The 19,314-nt window shown below is 46.6% G+C and carries 16 protein-coding genes; 2 read left to right on the top strand and 14 right to left on the bottom strand.

Annotated features, from left to right (window positions below):
* The first annotated feature begins 48 nt into the window (after positions 1 to 48).
* On the top strand, positions 49 to 1,734 hold the full coding sequence (ilvD, locus tag F0220_RS23520) for a dihydroxy-acid dehydratase (protein ID WP_036616973.1): 1,686 nt from the start codon (positions 49 to 51) through the stop codon (positions 1,732 to 1,734).
* 85 nt (positions 1,735 to 1,819) lie between these two features.
* Here ilvD and F0220_RS23525 read toward each other — a convergent pair whose 3' ends face one another.
* Complete coding sequence (locus F0220_RS23525; protein ID WP_105601809.1) at positions 1,820 to 3,223, bottom strand: polysaccharide deacetylase family protein; 1,404 nt, start codon at positions 3,221 to 3,223, stop codon at positions 1,820 to 1,822.
* A gap of 174 nt (positions 3,224 to 3,397) precedes the next feature.
* Between F0220_RS23525 and F0220_RS23530 the strand changes: the two genes are divergently transcribed.
* Entirely contained in the window at positions 3,398 to 4,594 is a 1,197-nt protein-coding gene (locus tag F0220_RS23530; protein WP_091020423.1) for an AI-2E family transporter, read from the top strand.
* On the opposite strand, the gene F0220_RS23535 is transcribed toward F0220_RS23530, so the two are convergent.
* From F0220_RS23535 to F0220_RS23595, 13 genes are all read right to left on the bottom strand, one after another.
* Complete coding sequence (locus F0220_RS23535; protein WP_188310494.1) at positions 4,573 to 6,384, bottom strand: peptidoglycan D,D-transpeptidase FtsI family protein; 1,812 nt, start codon at positions 6,382 to 6,384, stop codon at positions 4,573 to 4,575. The two genes, F0220_RS23530 and F0220_RS23535, sit on opposite strands and share 22 nt — an antisense overlap.
* Positions 6,385 to 6,506: 122 nt before the next feature.
* Positions 6,507 to 8,804, bottom strand: coding sequence for a methyl-accepting chemotaxis protein (locus F0220_RS23540; protein WP_223199762.1), 2,298 nt, complete (start codon positions 8,802 to 8,804; stop codon positions 6,507 to 6,509).
* Between the two features lie 234 nt (positions 8,805 to 9,038).
* Positions 9,039 to 10,367 carry a peptidase U32 family protein gene (locus tag F0220_RS23545; RefSeq protein WP_091020429.1) on the bottom strand — a complete coding sequence of 443 codons (1,329 nt, stop codon included), beginning with the start codon at positions 10,365 to 10,367 and terminating at the stop codon, positions 9,039 to 9,041.
* A 17-nt stretch (positions 10,368 to 10,384) separates the two neighbouring features.
* The gene (locus tag F0220_RS23550; RefSeq protein WP_105601812.1) at positions 10,385 to 11,314 is read right to left on the bottom strand and encodes a peptidase U32 family protein; all 930 of its coding nucleotides are present in this window, start codon (positions 11,312 to 11,314) and stop codon (positions 10,385 to 10,387) included.
* A gap of 14 nt (positions 11,315 to 11,328) precedes the next feature.
* On the bottom strand, positions 11,329 to 12,369 hold the full coding sequence (gene mltG, locus F0220_RS23555; RefSeq protein WP_223199763.1) for an endolytic transglycosylase MltG: 1,041 nt from the start codon (positions 12,367 to 12,369) through the stop codon (positions 11,329 to 11,331).
* A gap of 76 nt (positions 12,370 to 12,445) precedes the next feature.
* Positions 12,446 to 12,760 (bottom strand): DUF1292 domain-containing protein, encoded by a 315-nt coding sequence (locus F0220_RS23560; RefSeq protein ID WP_047844066.1) that lies wholly within the window; start codon positions 12,758 to 12,760, stop codon positions 12,446 to 12,448.
* Positions 12,761 to 13,060: a DUF1292 domain-containing protein gene (locus F0220_RS23565; protein ID WP_017686820.1), complete on the bottom strand. Its 300-nt coding sequence runs from the start codon at positions 13,058 to 13,060 to the stop codon at positions 12,761 to 12,763.
* Between the two features lie 12 nt (positions 13,061 to 13,072).
* Positions 13,073 to 13,489 carry a Holliday junction resolvase RuvX gene (ruvX, locus tag F0220_RS23570; RefSeq protein WP_062835871.1) on the bottom strand — a complete coding sequence of 139 codons (417 nt, stop codon included), beginning with the start codon at positions 13,487 to 13,489 and terminating at the stop codon, positions 13,073 to 13,075.
* A 128-nt stretch (positions 13,490 to 13,617) separates the two neighbouring features.
* Positions 13,618 to 13,878, bottom strand: a complete 261-nt coding sequence (locus tag F0220_RS23575) for an IreB family regulatory phosphoprotein (RefSeq protein ID WP_036616950.1) — start codon at positions 13,876 to 13,878, stop codon at positions 13,618 to 13,620.
* Between the two features lie 242 nt (positions 13,879 to 14,120).
* Complete coding sequence (alaS, locus tag F0220_RS23580; protein WP_105601814.1) at positions 14,121 to 16,751, bottom strand: alanine--tRNA ligase; 2,631 nt, start codon at positions 16,749 to 16,751, stop codon at positions 14,121 to 14,123.
* 435 nt (positions 16,752 to 17,186) lie between these two features.
* A complete protein-coding gene (locus F0220_RS23585; protein ID WP_091020435.1) occupies positions 17,187 to 18,254 on the bottom strand; it encodes an AI-2E family transporter in 1,068 nt (355 codons plus the stop codon).
* Between the two features lie 294 nt (positions 18,255 to 18,548).
* A complete protein-coding gene (locus F0220_RS23590) occupies positions 18,549 to 18,758 on the bottom strand; it encodes a hypothetical protein (RefSeq protein ID WP_017686815.1) in 210 nt (69 codons plus the stop codon).
* A 10-nt stretch (positions 18,759 to 18,768) separates the two neighbouring features.
* Positions 18,769 to 19,290 (bottom strand): PRC-barrel domain-containing protein, encoded by a 522-nt coding sequence (locus F0220_RS23595; RefSeq protein ID WP_017686814.1) that lies wholly within the window; start codon positions 19,288 to 19,290, stop codon positions 18,769 to 18,771.
* Between the last annotated feature and the right edge of the window lie 24 nt (positions 19,291 to 19,314).

Raw genomic sequence — 19,314 nt, forward strand, 5'->3', positions numbered from 1 at the left:
TTTTTCCATTCATGTTGCTCAATATTATATATTTGGGGGGAATACACCATGTCAGCCAAGAAGATGCGTTCCGATATGATCAAAAAAGGTTTTGACCGTGCACCACACCGGAGTTTGCTCCGTGCAGCGGGCGTTAAAGAAGAGGATTTCGGCAAGCCGTTTATTGCCGTATGTAACTCATACATCGATATCGTGCCCGGCCACGTCCACCTTCAGGAATTCGGTAAAATTGTAAAGGATGCTATTCGTGAAGCCGGTGGCGTTCCATTCGAATTCAACACCATCGGAGTAGATGATGGTATTGCCATGGGACACATTGGTATGCGTTACTCGCTGCCAAGCCGTGACATTATCGCGGATTCCGTGGAAACCGTTGTATCTGCACACTGGTTCGACGGCATGGTATGTATCCCGAACTGTGACAAAATTACACCAGGCATGATGATGGGTGCGCTTCGCGTAAACATCCCTACCCTGTTCGTAAGTGGTGGACCAATGAAAGCTGGTCGTGACAGCAATGGTAAAGCTCTTTCCCTGACTTCCGTATTTGAAGGTGTAGGTGCTTACCAAGCAGGTAAAATCGATGATAAGAGCTTGCTTGAACTTGAACAGTTTGGCTGTCCAACATGTGGATCATGTTCCGGTATGTTTACGGCAAACTCCATGAACTGTCTGGCAGAAGCGATGGGACTGGCTATGCCAGGTAACGGAACCATCCTTGCCGTTGCTCCTGAGCGTCGTGAGTTTGTTAAACAATCCGCTACCCAATTGATGGAACTCATCAAAATGGACTTGAAACCACGTGATATCGTAACTGTAGAAGCGATCGATAATGCGTTTGCACTGGATATGGCGATGGGTGGCTCTACGAATACAGTACTGCACACGCTGGCACTGGCTCATGAAGCAGGTATCGAGTATCCAATCGAACGTATTAATGAAGTAGCTAACCGCGTTCCGCACCTGGCGAAACTTGCACCTGCTTCCGATCTTCACATCGAAGACGTTCATAATGCAGGCGGCGTAAGTGCAGTGCTGAACGAATTGCTCAAAAAACCAGGCGCAATTCATGGTGACTGCATTACAGTAACAGGTAAAACAATCCGTGAGAACGTTGAAGGAAAAGAAATCCAGGATACAAATGTCATTCATCACCTGGATAACCCGCATTCCGAAAAAGGTGGCCTGGCTGTATTGTTTGGTAACCTTGCACCACAAGGCGCTATCATCAAAGTTGGTGCAGTTGATGCTTCGGTTGGTGGATACCATAAAGGTCCTGCCATCTGCTTTGACTCCCAGGAGCAAGCGCTCGAAGGTATTGCTAACGGCAAAGTAAAAGAAGGACATGTTGTTGTTATCCGTTATGAAGGACCAAAAGGCGGACCAGGTATGCCTGAGATGCTGGCTCCTACTTCCCAGATCGTAGGTATGGGATTGGGTGCCAAAGTTGGTCTGATCACCGATGGACGCTTCTCTGGAGCATCCCGCGGAATCAGTATCGGACATATCTCTCCGGAAGCAGCTGAGGGTGGTCCAATCGCCTTTGTTGAAGAAGGAGACATCATCGAGCTGGATCTGAACAACCGTATCATCGAATTGCACATCAGTGACGAAGAATTTGAACGTCGTCGCGCAGGTTGGAAAGGCTTTGAACCGAAAGTAAAAACCGGTTACCTGGCTCGTTATTCCAAACTGGTTACCAATGCAAGCAACGGTGGCGTACTGAGTATCTAATTCACTAATAAATAAAGGGTTGCTCTTCTGCCAAATCTGGCGAAGGGCAACCCTTTTCTTTTGCTGGATGGTATAATTAGTCCGTTTAGTTCCGCTCTGGCAATATCTCTTGATCAATTAACAACGATTCATCTCTGGATTCTTCCATCGTTGCTGCCACCTGCGTCGTATGTTGACCGTAACGCTCCAACAATATATCCAGCGGCATGGCAATCATCTTGGGTACCAATTGTTCTGTACGCTGTTTCAGACGTTTGGTTCCTGCCGGATGGATCACACTTAAGAGCAGTTTCAGGTATACTTTGGATGCAGCACTGAACGGTCCAGGGGGCAATTCTTGAATGGTAAATCCGAATTTTTCCGGACCTCTGTTAATCATGCTCACACCGTATATCGCTTTGGCAGAGCGTAACTCAGGTTCGAGTGCTACCAGGCGTGCCAAATCCGGCAATTGCTGTTCCATCGTCCGAATCATGCGAATAGCCAAATGCATACTGGAACGCGACGTCACTCCAAGTTCAAACAACTTCTGATTGTCAAAATGCAGTTCTATCACCGGATCTCCATTTTGAATAACATGGCCGTCATTCATCTCCACCCGTGCTCCGTGATATACACGTGATCTGAAGTGCAGCATTGGGTCCTCCGGCGAAGCTGTCCGTAGATGATATACCCAGTGGAATAACTTCTCCCAGCCCAACCATAAGGCAACAACGATTCGTTTCCATAACTTCAACGTTGTCTGTGGTTGATTCTTGTTCTGAGATTCGCTCACTGTAACACCTCCCATCAACGTATCAACGCGTACGCTTTGCAGGCCTAACCGTTCAGCTTCCTGTAATACGAGTTCCAGCGCCTGAAGCATCTGCTCCGGCGCGTGTGCATCAGCACCAAGGGTCGTTCCTCGATCATGCAGCAGCATGACCTCTCCGCCTCTCAGTTCCTTCAGCATCCGTTCAGTCAATCTCTGGGCACCTACTCGGCTTCTCCAGTCTTCAAACATGGAAGACCATAGTACAATCTTTCGTTCTTTCTTGCTGAAAAAATCAAACAGATTCATAATCCCCCATGGTGGACGATAATAACAAGTCTTCACGCCGGTTACTTCATGGATAATCTGACCTGTTCGCTGAATCTGGTCACGAACCGTACGCGGCCGCATGAGCCAGTTCGTTTTGTGAATATAATTATGAATGCCAATAAGATGGCCTTCGTCATGTATGCGCTGAATGAGTTCAGGATGACTCGCGGCATGTTCTCCAACGACAAAAAATGTGGCTTTTGCTTGATGCTGACGAAGCAGATCGAGCAATCTCGGCGTATAGTGCGGATCTGGCCCATCGTCAAACGTTAAAGCAAATTGTGTATCACTTCTCCCCCGTCGGAATACACGAAAACCAAAAAGCCTGCTGATCAAACTTGGAATAAAGGCGTAAAAAGATGAAAGATACAATAACCACAGTAAAATACTCTGAAGTATCGTTGTCATGTTGCAAGCTCCCCACTTCTCCTGCTGAATTACGATGCACAATGGCACTATCTAAAATAAACCGCCTTTAATTTTATCATAGTTCAGACTTTTCTTGAATCCTGTTTTCCCAAAAAGATAGCTATCGTGTACAATAAATACAATCTAATTATTGCCATCAAAGGAGCCATGTCCATGCTACCGCTTTACAAAAAATACGGGCGAACTGTCTTTGACATCGCGTTGCTCGTATTAACCGTGTATGTGATCATGTACGGTTTCAGTCAATTATACCATGTGGCTGCACCGGTCTTTCTATCATTCATTGTGTATTGGATGATTGAACCGCTGGCCAAATTTTTACATCGCAAAGGATTGCCCAAGACACTTGGGGCCGCAATCTCTGTCTTGTTGTTTCTTGCATTAATTGTTGCTGCCTTTTTTGGGGTAGGCTTGATTATCATTTCACAAATTTCCAATCTTCAAGATAATTTCCCCGTATACATTGAAATGATACAACGTGAATTCACCAATCTGGTGTTATTCATTCAGGACAAGTCAGATGCTCTCCCTGATGGAGTTATGGAAAAAGCGAATGATTATTTTGCAACACTGACCGGGTTCCTGTCCAAATGGGTAACGAGCGGAGCGCAATTCGTCGTAGGCTTCCTCAGTTCGTTCTCATCGTTTATTACGAACTTCGGAATTGCGATTATTCTGGCCTTCTTTCTCAGTATCGAGATTGAATCCTGGCGCAAGTTCGCCCGTGCGAAGACGCCCAAAACATTAAAGTTAGCTATTGAATTCATGCGTAATCACGTGTTCAAGACAATCCGCTCGTATTTGAAGGCACAGATGATCATGATGCTCATTACGTTTGTATTGATTTATGCAGGTTTGTTGATTTTGGGAACCTCTAATGCCTTTACCATTGCAGCAGTCTGTGCCGTTTTTGATCTGGTACCATTGCTTGGCGTTCCTGTTGTGTTTATTCCATGGATCGTCTACTTGTTCATTATTGGCAATAGCAGCCTGGCGATTGGCCTGATTGTGATTCTGGCAGTGACGATGCTGACACGGCAGTTGCTGGAACCGAAAATATCGGGTAACTCGATTGGTGTATCTTCGGCGTACTTGATGCTTTCGTTTATGCTGATCTCCCTGTCGATCTTTGGCCTGGCTGGTGTAGTGTTATCTCCAGTGCTCCTGATCCTTCTGAAAGAACTGTTACAACAAGGGTACCTGCAAAAGTGGATTCACCTTCCAAAAGATGAATTTGAATCCTCTCCATTAGTAATGGATCCACCCGTTAATAAGGCCTCATCCAATTCTGCCGAATCTACTGTACAACGTCCCGTTCCTGCGAAGAATCATGAGGACTCAGCCAAGTAGTCCATCACCTTCCTGAAGAGTGCTGTCGCCTGATGTTGGCTGTCAGGAGAGACATTTTGAACAAGAACAGCTACAGCATATTTGGGTTGTTCTACCGATCCATAACCAATGAACCATTGATTGTTGCGCTTCTCTCCATGTTTCTGTACCTGAGCTGTACCTGATTTCCCTGCAACATGCCACCGCGCACGCTGCAGGGATTTTCCTGTTCCCTCACGGACTACCTTATTCATCCAGGATAACAGTTTATGCGCTGTTGCGGGAGCAATCTGTCCTGCGGCTGAAGGTGAATCATGCAAGGGCATCTCCAGCATGGTGCCACCATCCGCATATCGGATACGTTTAACGAGACGTGGGGCACTAACCTTTCCATCATGTAACAATGTAACGATCAGATTGGCAGCTTGCAGCGGTGTGACCAAGACATCGCGCTGACCGATTGCTGTCTGTATTTTCGCACCTTCATCAGCACCAGTAACAGCCTCTGTTCTCACACGCCCTTGATCCTCATGATCAAAGTGTCGTAACACGGGCATTCCTGCCATCTGCTTCCCCTCCCAGCCAATCGGACGCGCGAGTCCCAGACGATCAGCCGTGTTCTCCAGTTGTTCCATACTAAGCCTGCGCGCCGTTTCCGCAAATACGATGTTGCAAGACTCAGCGAATCCTTGCTCCAGATTCAGGTTTCCATGCCCATGCTCCTTCCAGCAAGACAGCCCATATCTTCCGTACTCACCACCGCAATGGAATTCTTCTCCGTTAGAAACCGCATGGTATTCCAACGCAGCGGCCGCAGTGACAATTTTGAAAATGGAACCCGGGATGGCTCCCTGTACTGCACGATTTTCCCAGGCCGATTGCTTGGGGTTAACATGTTGTGGCTGATAGAAAGGGCGGGAGATCATGGCGCGAACATCTGCGTTAGCGGCATCTAACACAACAATGGCCCCTTCTTGTAATCCAGATTCTTGCGTCAACTCCTCCAACCCACGCTGTAACTTAGCATCCACAGTGGTTTCCACACGTAAAGGATAATGGCTATTTGCTGGTGCAATGACGTGCGGCTGAATATCAGGGATAATCTCTCCACCCCCCGAGACCATGCGTGATAGAAGCGTAGGGCCAATTCCCCTTAACAGCGGTTCAAGTGTCCTCTCCAGTCCAGCTGCTCCTGATTTCATGGCAAATGGCTGTTTTACTTCATCCTGATGCCCAGTTAGAACTTTGGAGGACTCAGGCTGTTCAGCCAGATAACCCATCCACTGCATTCCTGTATGCCCCTGAAGGTACCTTGTCATCATCGGATAGATGCCAGCTCCCTGCAGGTGCAAACTACGTAGGCGCTCCACCTGAGCAGCGTTCAAATGAACAGGCTGATGTGTACCTGCTGTCCAGAAATGAGGTATACTTTCCTGATTCCATTCCTTCTTCAATTGATCCGGATCGGTATGTAATATAGTTGCCAACTGTATCATCTCGGAGCCTTCTAATGCCCCTTGCTTGCGTAATTTCTCTAATGGCACTGCCTGTGGAAAAAGAACCAGTCCCCATTGCAGCTTACCAGTCAACGCCTCACCCTTGTAATCCGTAAATTGTCCCCGCCCCGGGTCAAGCATCACCCCGCGTTCACGCTGCAATACAGACATTTCACGTACCGTTCGGTGAAATCCAGGCATCGTCTGATTCACCTGAACGATCTGAACCCATCCCAATCGTAATATAAGCAATCCAAAGACAAGAGTTAGAAGAATACAAGTTATATAGATTCGCCGTTTCGCAAGAAGATGCATCCCAATCTCACCTTTTGTCGTTTTGACATATTATTGCTGATATGGCTTGGAATTATCCGGTAAACAAAAAGAGAACCTGTCCCATGTGTGGGACAGGTTCTCCTCATTTCAACCTTGACTTGTTACACCGTGAAGCGTGACAAGGTTTCTTTCAGTTCAGTAGACACATTCTCCAGTTTGCCAGACAGATTGACCAGCTGGTTACTGATATTTTGCTGTTCACTGCTCAAGGAAGCTACTTCTTGGGACGTTGCAGAAGATTCTTCAGCTACAGCGCTGACATTGCTCATGGCTTCAGACAATGTACCTTGAGATTTGTTCAAATCTCCAATAGAACCTGTCACCATGCCCAGACGTTCCACAAATGCACCCATCTGTTCCTGCACGGAAGCAAAGATGACGTTGGTGTCTTTAACCGCATCCATCTGTTCCTTGAATAACGGATAGGCTGCAGACAAAGCATCCACGGTCTCATTCATTTCGGTCATGATTTTGTCTGTGATCTCTCCAACCATCTCAATGGATTGTCTGGATTGAGCCGCAAGCTGACGAACCTCATCAGCCACCACCATGAATCCGCGTCCGGCTGCACCGGCACGTGCTGCTTCAATGGTTGCATTCAGGGAAAGGATATTTGTCTGTTTCGTTATGTTTTGCAGCACTTCAAGCACTTTCAGAACAGAAGACGTACTCTCTTTCAGCGAATCAACCTTATTCACCAGGGCACCAATCATTTCTTCTGTCTTCTGCGTTTTGGTCATCAACTGATTCAGATGTTGTGTTCCTGTCTGACTTGACTTCTCTACATGACGAGCAGAATCACCCATCTGTTCATTAGCAGCGATTACACTCTGCATCTGACGAGAGATATTGTCAGTTAATTCATTGCCACGTTCCGCTTCGGTTGCCAAACTGCCTGCACCGCCTGCGATCTCTTCTGTAGCTACGGCAATCTCCGAAGCAGACACAGCCGTTTTCTTGGATGCACTGCTCAGCTCAGAGGCCGTATCCAATACTTCCTGCGCAGAACGATTGGTTTGTTCAACCAGCTTAGTAATCTGCTCCATCATCAGATTGAAGGCGGTCGAGAGCTGACCAATTTCATCCTGGGAGCTATATGGTGTACGAACTTTAAGATTACCCTTCGCACCTTCCTGCATCAGGTCTTTCAATTTGCCGAGTGGACGAGCGATCATACGCACCATCCAGATTCCGATCAATACTGCAATCCCCGCATCAATCAGCGCCATCCAAAGGGTCAGAGTCAGAATGCCTTTTGCGTCCTGAACCAAAACTGAGGTAGGTATCATACCAACTAGTTTCCAATTGGATGTATCCATCGTACTGTATACAGCCAGCATTTCCGTAGATTTGCCATCTACCTTATACTCCGTATTCGTACTACCTGCTGGTTCGGTCAACTCTTTGACAAATGCAAGCTCTGTTTCTTGTCCTGTACGATCCGAGATGGAGGATGCAACCACTTTATTATCCGGAGCAATTAGTTGAAGAATAGCTCCTTGCCCCAGATCAAGCGATTTCAATTGTTCCTCCAAAACTTCCAGTTTCAGTTCAATAACCAGAACATACGACTGAGTTGTCCCCTGCAAGTTTTTCATGGAACGTGCAATTTTAAACGTTGGCGTTGAGCCACCTTCTTTGACCTCTGTTGGAAGCCAGCGATAACCGCCCGCCTCAATTAACTCACTGTACCATGCTTCCTGGCGAATGCTGCCCATGGATGAACTGTTGCTGCCGGTACCCATAATGGACTTTGTATCGTCCGTAGGTACCAAATAAATCGCTTCCATAGATTTATTTGTAAATGCAACATTGGACAGTTGCTTGTTGATTGAACTTGAGTTCACGAATGTATCATACGCAGTCAAATTCGTATCTGACATTTTTTGTAGCAAGGACTGCATTTCCGGATCAAAGAAAATCTGTGTGGATGTATCGACAAACCTCTCCAAAATGATGTCCATTTTTTGTTTGGTCTGATCAATGGTCTCCTGATTGGCACGCGAGGCATTTTTCTCTATCGTACCTTTGGCCTTCGAATAGGATAATAGACCTAAACTTACTACAAAAATCATAATTCCCGCAAAAAAGATCAAGAACAGTTTAACCCCTACGGATTTAACCGGATTTGCCTTCTTAATCTGTTGGAAAGAGGAACCTCCAATGTTTTTCCAATCCCGGTTTTTAAATTGTTTCTTCACCCAATCAGTCTTGATCCAGCCCAGTTTGAGCTTGCTGCGGTCAATCTTAAACATTTTTTTGCCACTGCCTGTTGTTTTGCTTTTGACTACTTTTTCTTTCTTCACTTTCTTCACTTTCTGAACCTTCTCAGGATTAACCTGCTCGGCTTTTGTCACTTGCTCCCCACTGTCTTCCTGCTTCTTTTGAACCAATCCCATTCACCTGCCAGTAATTTACTTGTTAGATTTTTCTTTCTCTCCCCTATAAATATGTAGTATTCGACAGTTTTCTTCGTTCCCCTTTCACTTCCCAGAAATATTTTACAACTTTATTCCTATTTTTCTATAAAAAAAAGACCCCCATCTGCCGATAAACGGAGGTCCCCATGTAAATTTCATAACACTATGTTGTTAAATCCTAATACAATATTGACACATTGTAGGTATTTGAGCCTACTTCTTTTTTCTCATCATATCGAAGTACGAAACCGGTTGATCTACCTTCATTTTAATCAGTTGCAACGGGTGACGAGCAGCATCTAGAACATTGCCTGCTTCATCCTGTATTTCACCGACGACCTGTTTGAAAAAGTGACCTCCCGGACCGAAAAATTCGATTTCCTGTCCTGGTTTGAAATGATTGCGCTGTTGAATGGTTGCCATTCCTGTTTCAGCATCATACCCCATGACCAATCCAGCGAAGTCAAAAGGTACAGCCTTTTCTTCCGGTTCATAAATATGATCTTCATGGTCTGGTGTATCATAGAAAAATCCGGTATTCAGCGGGCGATTCGCCGCTTTGTTCATTTCTTCAACCCATTCAGGTTTCAGAACATAATTTTCCGGGTCTGCCATATAGGCATCAATAGCTTGACGGTATACGTTAACCACAGTTGCCACGTAGTGGATCGATTTCATACGTCCTTCGATCTTGAAACTGTCCACACCCACATCAATCAACTCGGGAATATGGCCAATCATGCACAGATCCTTTGATCCCATGGAGAATGAATTATCCTGTTCCTCGAACAGGGGAAGCTGGTTCTCACCCAGTTTGAATGGTGCAGGTGCCTTCATCTGCATGTCCTCTTCGCTGACCCACACCGTATCTTCTCTCGCATCCTCGAACAGATCATACTTCCAGCGACAAGATTGGCAACAGCCGCCCCGGTTGGAGTCCCGATCCGTAAAATGGTTGGAGAGAACGCAACGTCCGGAATACGAGGAACACATCGCCCCGTGAATAAAGGCTTCAATTTCAATATCCACATTGGCCTTGATCTCTTCAATCTCTTCAAAGCTGGTCTCACGTCCGAGAACAACACGTGGAAGTCCTTCATCTTTCCAGAACTTCACGGCTTGCCAGTTGAGTGTGGATTGTTGAGTACTTAGATGTACCTCAAGGCCTGGCACAGCCCGAAGGGCAACTTCAATAATAGCCGGATCAGCTACGATGATCGCAGATATTCCCGCATTATAAAGGTTTTGGAGGTATGTTTCGATACCCTCAACATCCTCATTATGTGCATAGATGTTTGTCGCTACGAACACTTTGGCTCCATACTTTTTGGCAAACTCCACACCTTCACGCATCTCTTCAAAGCTGAAGTTATCCGCGTTGGAACGCAGTCCATAGGCCTGTCCACCGATATACACGGCATCTGCACCATAATGGATTGCAAATTTCAGTTTTTCCAGATTACCCGCCGGAGCTAGCAGCTCCGGTTTGTCCAGACGGTTACGTTTACCCGAGAACTTCCGCTGTACCGCCACTGTTTCCATTCTGTTCACCTCATCTATTAATACACTTGTTCTTTATAGAAAAATCCAAACGACAATTCACGTTCAGGGTCCTGTAACTTCCGCACCTCAGCGAGCCACTCTTCAGAGAACGCATATGCATCAGCATCGGCTACATAACTGTCAATCGCTGTCCGATATGCACGTACAACAGCTTCATTGTAGGCAAGTGATTTTAACATCCCTTCAATTTTGAAACTGTGCACACCCGCCTCCATCAACAGATGGAGATCTTCGAGGATACATATATCCTCAGAGCTCATAATGTGTGTGCCATTAATGTCCTCATAGATCGGGAATTTCTCATCCCGGCGTTCAGCCTCAATCAGGAACAATCCCCGCTCTTTGCCCAGATGTCCCTCAACCGGCCGCCCTTGATGAGCCATGTAACTTTGCACCAGACTGCGCTTCGAATGATAAATATTTGTCATACCATGCACCTGAACCTGAGCTTCCACCTTCAGAAAAGGAACCATCTCCGTCAACTCGTCCATATTCAACTCACGGGCAAGTACAACGCGACTCGCTCCTTTGGTTCCCCAATAGTTGGCTGTCGCATAGTTCGTTGAAGTCATCTCCGCATTCCAGTGCAGCTTCACATGCGGCGCGTATTCCTTCATGGTAGCCAGCACGGATGGATCATTAAACTCCACACCATCAATACCGATTCTGCCAAGTGCTTGAACATATTCAGGCAATTCTTTCAACAGTTCGTTGGACATCAGATTAGTCATGGATACATACACACGCGCCTGATGTTTGGCTGCAATGGCAACCACCTCTGCTGTCTCTTCCACGCTAAAGCTGCCTGGAAGACGCATGCCAAATCGATCATCTCCAATGACCAGAGCATCTGCTCCAGCCTGGAGCAGCACTTCTGCCTCTTTCACATTCGCTGCTGTAACGAGCAGTTCATGTTTCTTACTCATATAATCCCCTCCGCTTATTGCGCAGCCTTACTTTTGGCTATATTTTGCTGGTGTTCCTTATACGTTTTGGCAAATAGATGTCCAGACGAGCCGTCCTTTTTTGTCACATAGAACAGATACTCCGAAGCTTCCGGATTTAGCGCTGCTTCAATGGACGGAAGACTTGGACTGGCAATTGGACCTGGTGGCAAGCCTTTGTTCAGATACGTATTATAGGGACTTTTCACCTTTAGATCCTTGAAAAACAATCGTTCCTTCGGTCTGTCGAGCAGATATTGCACGGTAGCATCAATCTCCAGCTTCATATCCTGATTGATCCGATTGTAGATTACACCTGCAACCAGAGCACGTTCCTCGTCCACTACAACTTCTTTCTCCACGAGTGACGCAATCGTCAGCAGTTCATGCAGGGAAAGGTTCTTTTCCTGCAGCTTGGCTTCCAAATCAGGGATAGAATTGATCTTGGTTTGAAATTCTTCCAGCATCCGTTGCATCACATCATGCGTTGAACTTCCTTTTTTAAGTTCATATGTCTCCGGGAACAGATACCCTTCCAATACGTAGCGAAGTTCTTCATCCACTGGAATATCTTTGAGGATATCTACGTCGAAGGCAGACGGATCATTAGCCAGCTTGATAAATTCATCCCGATCGACAACATGCTCATAAGAAAGCTTACCCGCCATTTGCAGAACGTTATAACCCTCCGGAATCGTAAATTTCACCATTTCTTCCGGTACAACTTCACCACTACTCAGCTTGCTAACAATCTCATCATATGTCACGCCAGGATTCATAGAATATGTACCCGCCATGAAATTAGAACCTAGTTTCCTCCACTTTAAATACCCTTTGAAGGTTAACCCACTTCGGATGAGGCCTTCTTCTTGAAGCTGATCCGCGATTTTCGAAGTTCCCGATCCGCTCTTAATCTCGAATACGACCGGTTCTGTAGAAGCTTCCACAGGACGCATCATACTCCATACGTAACCGCCTGCGCCTCCGGCAAGAACTACAATGATAAGCAGTATGACTACAATTGCTTTCCCTTTCAAAAAAGAAACAACTCCTTTACACAACCAAAAAGAGCGGACTTCTCCGCCCTCCCGGTTTCTTCAATTTGAAGCTGATTTAATCTTCGTCAATGGGGAGTGTACACTCATCATACAGTTCCGAGATGTTCTCCCACTCATCATCATCGTCGATCGTAACTAACTCTGGCATGATCTGGTCTTCACTTCCAGGTGATACCCGCAGAAGTTCAACCTCGTCATAAGGTCGCAACGAACTGCGGAGCACCGCGTACTGCTGACCGTTCACTTCGAACTCAGCCAACAAGTCATACGGTTGTGATTTACCGTTCTCTTCCTCGAGCTCAACATGAGCACCGAATGCCAGACGCAGTGAATCTGTCCATTTCAGGTCTTTGCGGCTATATTCCGTCATTTAGTTCGCTTCCTCTTCATCTTCAGCAAGAAATGTATTAAACGTCTCCTCGACGATATCCCATTCGGCATCATCTTGGATGACGAAAAGTTTAATATCGTCGCCCTCTTCTTCATAACGGAATGCATATACATCCGTTTCGCCATCTTCAGGTTCAACCGGAGCAACCATCATGTACTTGGCCTCCGAACCATCTACTTCAAACTTCATGATGACTTCAAATTCCTCTTCATTACCCTCGTCATCCGCAATGTAAATAATTTCCGCTTCTTCTTCCATACCCAGTTGATCTTCAGCCATTGTTGATCCCCCTCACCTTCTACTATTGGCATCCAAATAATTTTGCAAAATCAAGCTTGCGGCCATTTTGTCCACAACCTGCTTGCGTTTTTTCCGACTGACATCCGCTTCGATCAGCGTACGTTCTGCTGCCATGGTTGTCAGCCGTTCATCCCAAAGGTGAACAGGTAAATTCAGTTCATCCCGCAGGCGTTCGGCAAAAGCAATGCAGATCTCACCGCGCGGTCCTACGGTGCCGTTCATGTTTTTGGGAAGTCCGACTACGATCTCACTAATCTCATGCTCACGCACAAGTTCGGCGATCCGAGCGAACTCGCCTTCATCACGGCGGCGTTCTAGCACTTCCAATCCCTGGGCAGTCCAACCGAAGGCGTCACTCGCGGCAACTCCGATTCTTCGGTCCCCATAGTCCAAACCTAATATTTTCATCCATGCTCTCCCATCCTGGGGCCTGCTCAGGTCGATTACAAATAATCGCCTTCTCAAGCTTCAGGCTGTCTTCTGTCGGTTCATTTTCCGCTGCCTGCAAGGCTGCAACACAGCGGAAGCGGCGTACATTACCGGTGATTGGCCAGATAGGAACGTACAAGCTCTTCAATCAGCTCATCGCGTTCCTTTTTACGGACCAGACTACGTGCGTTGTTGTGACGAGGAATGTATGCCGGGTCTCCGGAAATCAGATACCCAACAATCTGGTTGATCGGATTATACTCCTTATCGACCAATGCATCATATACCGTGAGAAGAATCTCTTTGGAGGATGCTTCCTGTTCGTCACCTTTCACATTAAATTTAACCGTCTTATCCATGGAGTCCATTGATGACACCTCGCTCCTGCATGAACATGGGGACCATGTCCTGCCGAATTGATTTCTGTTTATATAATAACATATTCTGACTGCCACAAGTAAACAAAGGATAAGGCAATTGTGTTTTTTGCTTGTCCTTTACTGGCTTCAGCATAATGCATCATTCGATTCCACACGCTCTCGGGTACAAAAAATAAACGAACAGAACCATTTCGATTTATTTTTTGACGATTGAAAGCCGCTCAATGGATTTATGCATTATGCCCGCTAACCAGCGAAACCGCCAGTTTCAGCGCTTCATCCAGCTTGGTCGCATCCTTACCTCCGGCTTGCGCCATATCTGGACGTCCACCGCCACCGCCGCCGCATACTGCTGCGACTTCTTTGACGATTTTGCCTGCGTGTAATCCTTGTTTTACTTGTTCAGCAGGTACTGCTACAACAAAATTCACTTTGCCGTCCGCTGGAGCACCCAATACGAGTACCGCGTTAGGCAATTTTACTTTCAACTCATCTGCCACTGTACGCAGCGCATCCATATTCGGAGCATCTACGCGTGCTGCCAGCAACTGTGTATTTCCTGCTTGTACCACTTGATCCGTCAATTGACCAGCTTCCATGGCACTCAGCTTGCTTTGCAGGGATTCAGTCTCTCTGGCTGCTTCTTTCAGTTGTTGGTTCAGACCTTCGATCCGTTTAGGTACATCAGCCACATTTGCTTTGAGCAGTGCTGCTGATTGTTTAAGCAGTTCCAACTGGCTTTCCACATACAGATATGCGCCGCGGCCAGTTACAGCTTCGATCCGGCGTACGCCGGATCCAATTCCGCTCTCGCTCACCAGTTTGAAGATTCCGATCTCTGAAGTATTATTTACGTGACAGCCGCCACAAAGTTCCAAACTGTAGTCTCCGACTTGAACAACACGTACAATATCTCCATATTTTTCGCCAAACAGGGCCATTGCACCCATTTCTTTAGCTTCATCAATAGCTTTCAGCTCGATGTTCACGTTCAGACGGTTCCAGATCTGTTCGTTCACCTGACGCTCAATTTCTGTCAACTCTTCCGGCGTAATGCTGCCGAAGTGAGAGAAATCAAAACGTAGACGCTGTGGCTCTACGAGCGACCCTGCCTGGTTTACGTGAGTTCCGAGCACATCTTTGAGTGCCTTGTGCAGCAAGTGGGTGGCCGTATGGTTTTTGATAATGTCGCCACGTTTCGCTGAGTCTACTTCGGCATTGATCACATCGCCTACACGCAGTTCACCAGACTCCACAGTCACCAGATGTACATGTTGTCCAAGTGGAGCTTTGAACAAACCTTGTACTTTCGCTGTTACACCAGCACCTCGCAGCAAGCCCTGATCACTCACTTGACCGCCACTTTCCGCGTAGAACGGAGTCTTGTCCAGAACAACCTGACACGTCTGTCCTTCGCCTACAGATTCAACAAGGGCGTCACCAGCTACGATGGCTACCACTTTTGCTTCCGTCAACAGGTCAGTATAACCAACAAACTCGCTTTTAACCTCCAGGTCAGCAAGTGGTCCGCCTTGGACTTTCATGCTCTCGTTCTCTTGACGTCCAGCACGTCCAAGCTCACGTTGTTTCTGCATGGAAGCATCAAAACCTTCACGGTCCACAGTCAAACCATGCTCTGCTGCATAATCTTCTGTCAGGTCAAACGGGAAACCGTACGTATCATACAGTTTGAAAGCTTCAGGTCCGCTAATAACGGTGCGTCCTTCGGATTTGGCTGTGCCGCTGATATCAGCCAGAATAGCCAGACCATCTGTGAGAGTTTCGTGGAAACGCTCTTCCTCGGTTTTGATTACTTTGGCGATGAACTCCTGTTTGTCCACTACCTCAGGGTAGTACATGCCCATCACTTCACCAACGGTTGTTGTCAGTTCATACAGGAATGGACGGTCAAGTCCAAGCACTTTTCCATAACGAACTGCACGGCGAAGCAATCGACGGATGACATATCCACGTCCTTCATTACTTGGCAGAACCCCATCACCTACTGCAAAAGCAACCGTACGGATATGATCGGCAATGACTTTCAGTGCAACATCAATCTCTACGCTGTCGTTATATTTCACACCCGCAAGAGCGGCTGTTCTTTGAATCATCGGTTGGAACAGGTCTGTGTCGAAGTTGGAATCCACATTTTGCAGAATGGAAGCAAAACGCTCCAAACCTGCACCTGTATCAATATTTTTGTTAGGAAGCGGTGTGTAGCTGCCGTCCTTGTTATGGTTGAACTGGGAGAATACCAGGTTCCATACTTCCAGGTAACGTTCGTTTTCCCCACCTGGATACATTTCAGGATCACTCATGTCGTTTCCGTAAGCTTCGCCGCGGTCGTAGAAGATCTCGGTACAAGGACCACATGGGCCTTCGCCGATATCCCAGAAGTTTTCATCCAATTTAATGATACGCTCAGCAGGCAGTCCTACTTTTTCGTTCCACAGTTTGAAAGCTTCTTCATCTTCCGGATATACCGTTACGGAAAGACGCTCCGGATCGAAACCGATCCACTCTTTGCTGGTCAAGAATTCCCATGCCCATGTTACGGTCTCTTCCTTGAAGTAATCTCCAATAGAGAAGTTGCCAAGCATTTCGAAGAACGTATGGTGACGACGCGTTTTACCAACATTCTCGATATCATTGGTACGGATACATTTTTGGGAGTTCGCTAGACGCGGGTTCTCCGGCTTCTCACGTCCGTCAAAATATGGTTTGAGCGGTGCCATACCTGCATTGATCCACAAAAGAGAAGGATCGTTGTGAGGCACGAGCGATGCGCTCGGCTCGATTTTGTGACCTTTACTTGCAAAAAACTCTATCCATTTGGACCGGATTTCACTGGCTTTCATACTGGATGCCCCCATTAAATTATAATAGTCCGTTGCGTATTCGCTCCGGTTGGTCAACATTGCTTTTGTAAAAATAAACACAAAAAACGCCCCTGAATAATCAGGGACGATGTTATCGCGGTACCACCCTGGTTATTGCTGTTCATCCCTTGCTGCCCGGACAAACAAACAATCTCCTCGTTCATGCGAAATAACGGTCGCTCCCGGCAGGGTTGTCCTGCACTCCGAAATTAGCTTTCCGCCGCTTCATCTTTCAAGACTCTTCCAGCCATCAGTTCAGGCTCACCCTGATCCGATGAAGTCTATTCTCTGAGGAAAGGAACCCTCGGCGTACTTTATTTCATCATCGATTTCATGTTCTAAATATACACACTCATTATATCGGTAGCACAAGCGGGTGTCAACGCGGCTTCCTTGAAGATCTGCCCCTACTATTTAGTCGGTCCTTCGTTTGATGTAATAGGCGAAAAAGTGTTGCACAATCACCTTCAGGACGGCAAAAACGGGTACTGCCAGAATTAAACCTACAATGCCTGCCAGTTCACCTCCGACGAGCAGTGCAAATATAATCGACAGTGGATGCAGATGCAACGTACGTCCCACCACCTGAGGAGAAATAACGTTACTCTCCAACACCTGGCACAGTGTATTCACAATGACAACAAGTAGTACCATTTTAAACGATACGGTTGATGCCATGACCACAGCAGGAGCAGCTCCAAGGAACGGCCCCAAGTAGGGCACAATGTTAAACACAGCTACAATGCTTGCAAGCAGCAGGGCATACGGCATATCAATGATGATATAACCAATGTAGGCAAAGATACCAACAATGACACAGACAATAAACTGTCCCCGAATGTAGTTCCCCAGTGCAGTATCGATCTCTTTCATCACCGAGACAATCGCTTTACGACGTGAACGCGGAAGATACGCCACAATGGTGCGCTCAAACACCTCAAAGTCTTTTAACATATAAAAGATCAGAAATGGCACGATAAACACATTAAATAACACATTAATAGTCGCCCCGATATTGTCCATGAGCACGGTAATTCCCTGAGTTAGTCGATCCTCCATCTGAAAAAACCAACTGTTCATGCCTGTTCGCACACTTGGCGGCATTAATTTGTGATCCATATTGTTCATCAGGCTCTGTGCACGCATGGATAGTTCCGGCATATGCTCGTTGAGTTCCCCCAGCTGTTCAATCAGTACCGGAATCACATTCATCAGAATGACACCGAGGCAGGTCAGGAAAAAGGCATATATGAGTAGTACCGCAATCGTACGCGGCACCTTGCGCCCTCCCAGCATGCTGACAATCGGATTAAGTACATAGGATATGATAAGGGCTACGATAAAGGGTGCCAGCACTGTTTTCAGGAACGCATATAAGTGAAGCAGTAAAGGCCGCAGCAGCCATATAAAATATAAAATGATCAATCCGAGCAGCAGCCAGATCGCGTAACGGAACAGCTTGTTTTTGGTTAATTGCTCCACTTGCATCTCTCCTTTTGGACTGGCTCTGAGAGTCAGTATATGTAGGAAAGGTAATATTTATTAACACAGCGCAGAAGTGGAAAGGAGCAATCCGAACATTTTTTCTTAAAACCAAAAAACGCCTCCTTCATCAGAGAAGGAAGCGCATTTTGCAGTACGGCTTAGCATATAATCGTACAAACACCAGCCGAACCATTATGTAACCGCATCTATATACATCTGCCAACAATTAACGACAGCCCCCCATGACAGACATTGTCATGAAACCGCATATAGAGGAAGTTATCCTGCTTATTAAGAAGAAGCGTGAAGATGAGGGAAGTCTTGTGGCAGCTCGTCCCCGAAAAACAAATCATCCAGGGAGCTCAGCGTACCGTCTTCTTCCACCTGATATACAGACATTTTCTCACCGTTCACCGTTAATTCGATAAAGCATCCCCAGCAATAAAACTGGTGGGAACCAATTTTCCCGATATCTTTGGAACTACAGTTTGGACATTTCATATTCATTCACCTATCCATTAACAGAATGAATGGCATTTTCCAAGCGTTGTTCACTCAGAGACGGCACCATAATGGCACTTTCCCCGATGGACATATCGCTTGTACATGGCAGCCATTTGCGGCCCTCGATCAGATCGGACACAAAACCGTCCGTAATTTCAATCCCTATTATTGTATTTCCCAACTCTTGGTCAAAATAAACATCGGAGACACGCCCAAGCAGCAAACCTTCTTCGGTGAGCACGGACATCTCCTTCAATTTAGACCGACCGAGGAGGTACGTGTATTTTATGTCGTCGGCTCCCGTCTTGCGGACAGCCTGTTGATTACGGATCATGACGGCATCTTCGCCGTAGGCAACGATATCTTGCCACTGCACGATTTTGACATGATTGGTAAACAGACCTTTGTTCTCAAGCTCAATGCCTTCGATCTCCCAATCATCATTCACAATGAAATCCTGGATTTTACCGACCTGCTTCCCGTCCTCAACATCAAAAACGGCAAGTCCGATCATTTCCTGAAGCTTCATCGCTGGGTCCCCCTCATCTTCTTA

The organism is Paenibacillus sp. 37 (assembly GCF_008386395.1).
Lineage (GTDB): Bacteria > Bacillota > Bacilli > Paenibacillales > Paenibacillaceae > Paenibacillus > Paenibacillus amylolyticus_B.

Bases quoted from the DNA above. Each gene is read 5' to 3' on its own strand.
- ilvD (WP_036616973.1), top strand. From the start codon at position 49: ATGTCAGCCAAGAAGATGCGTTCCGATATGATCAAAAAAGGTTTTGAC.
- F0220_RS23525 (WP_105601809.1), bottom strand. From the start codon at position 3,223: ATGACAACGATACTTCAGAGTATTTTACTGTGGTTATTGTATCTTTCA.
- F0220_RS23530 (WP_091020423.1), top strand. From the start codon at position 3,398: ATGCTACCGCTTTACAAAAAATACGGGCGAACTGTCTTTGACATCGCG.
- F0220_RS23535 (WP_188310494.1), bottom strand. From the start codon at position 6,384: ATGCATCTTCTTGCGAAACGGCGAATCTATATAACTTGTATTCTTCTA.
- F0220_RS23540 (WP_223199762.1), bottom strand. From the start codon at position 8,804: ATGGGATTGGTTCAAAAGAAGCAGGAAGACAGTGGGGAGCAAGTGACA.
- F0220_RS23545 (WP_091020429.1), bottom strand. From the start codon at position 10,367: ATGGAAACAGTGGCGGTACAGCGGAAGTTCTCGGGTAAACGTAACCGT.
- F0220_RS23550 (WP_105601812.1), bottom strand. From the start codon at position 11,314: ATGAGTAAGAAACATGAACTGCTCGTTACAGCAGCGAATGTGAAAGAG.
- F0220_RS23560 (WP_047844066.1), bottom strand. From the start codon at position 12,760: ATGACGGAATATAGCCGCAAAGACCTGAAATGGACAGATTCACTGCGT.
- F0220_RS23565 (WP_017686820.1), bottom strand. From the start codon at position 13,060: ATGGCTGAAGATCAACTGGGTATGGAAGAAGAAGCGGAAATTATTTAC.
- ruvX (WP_062835871.1), bottom strand. From the start codon at position 13,489: ATGAAAATATTAGGTTTGGACTATGGGGACCGAAGAATCGGAGTTGCC.
- F0220_RS23575 (WP_036616950.1), bottom strand. From the start codon at position 13,878: ATGGACTCCATGGATAAGACGGTTAAATTTAATGTGAAAGGTGACGAA.
- alaS (WP_105601814.1), bottom strand. From the start codon at position 16,751: ATGAAAGCCAGTGAAATCCGGTCCAAATGGATAGAGTTTTTTGCAAGT.
- F0220_RS23590 (WP_017686815.1), bottom strand. From the start codon at position 18,758: ATGAAATGTCCAAACTGTAGTTCCAAAGATATCGGGAAAATTGGTTCC.
- F0220_RS23595 (WP_017686814.1), bottom strand. From the start codon at position 19,290: ATGAAGCTTCAGGAAATGATCGGACTTGCCGTTTTTGATGTTGAGGAC.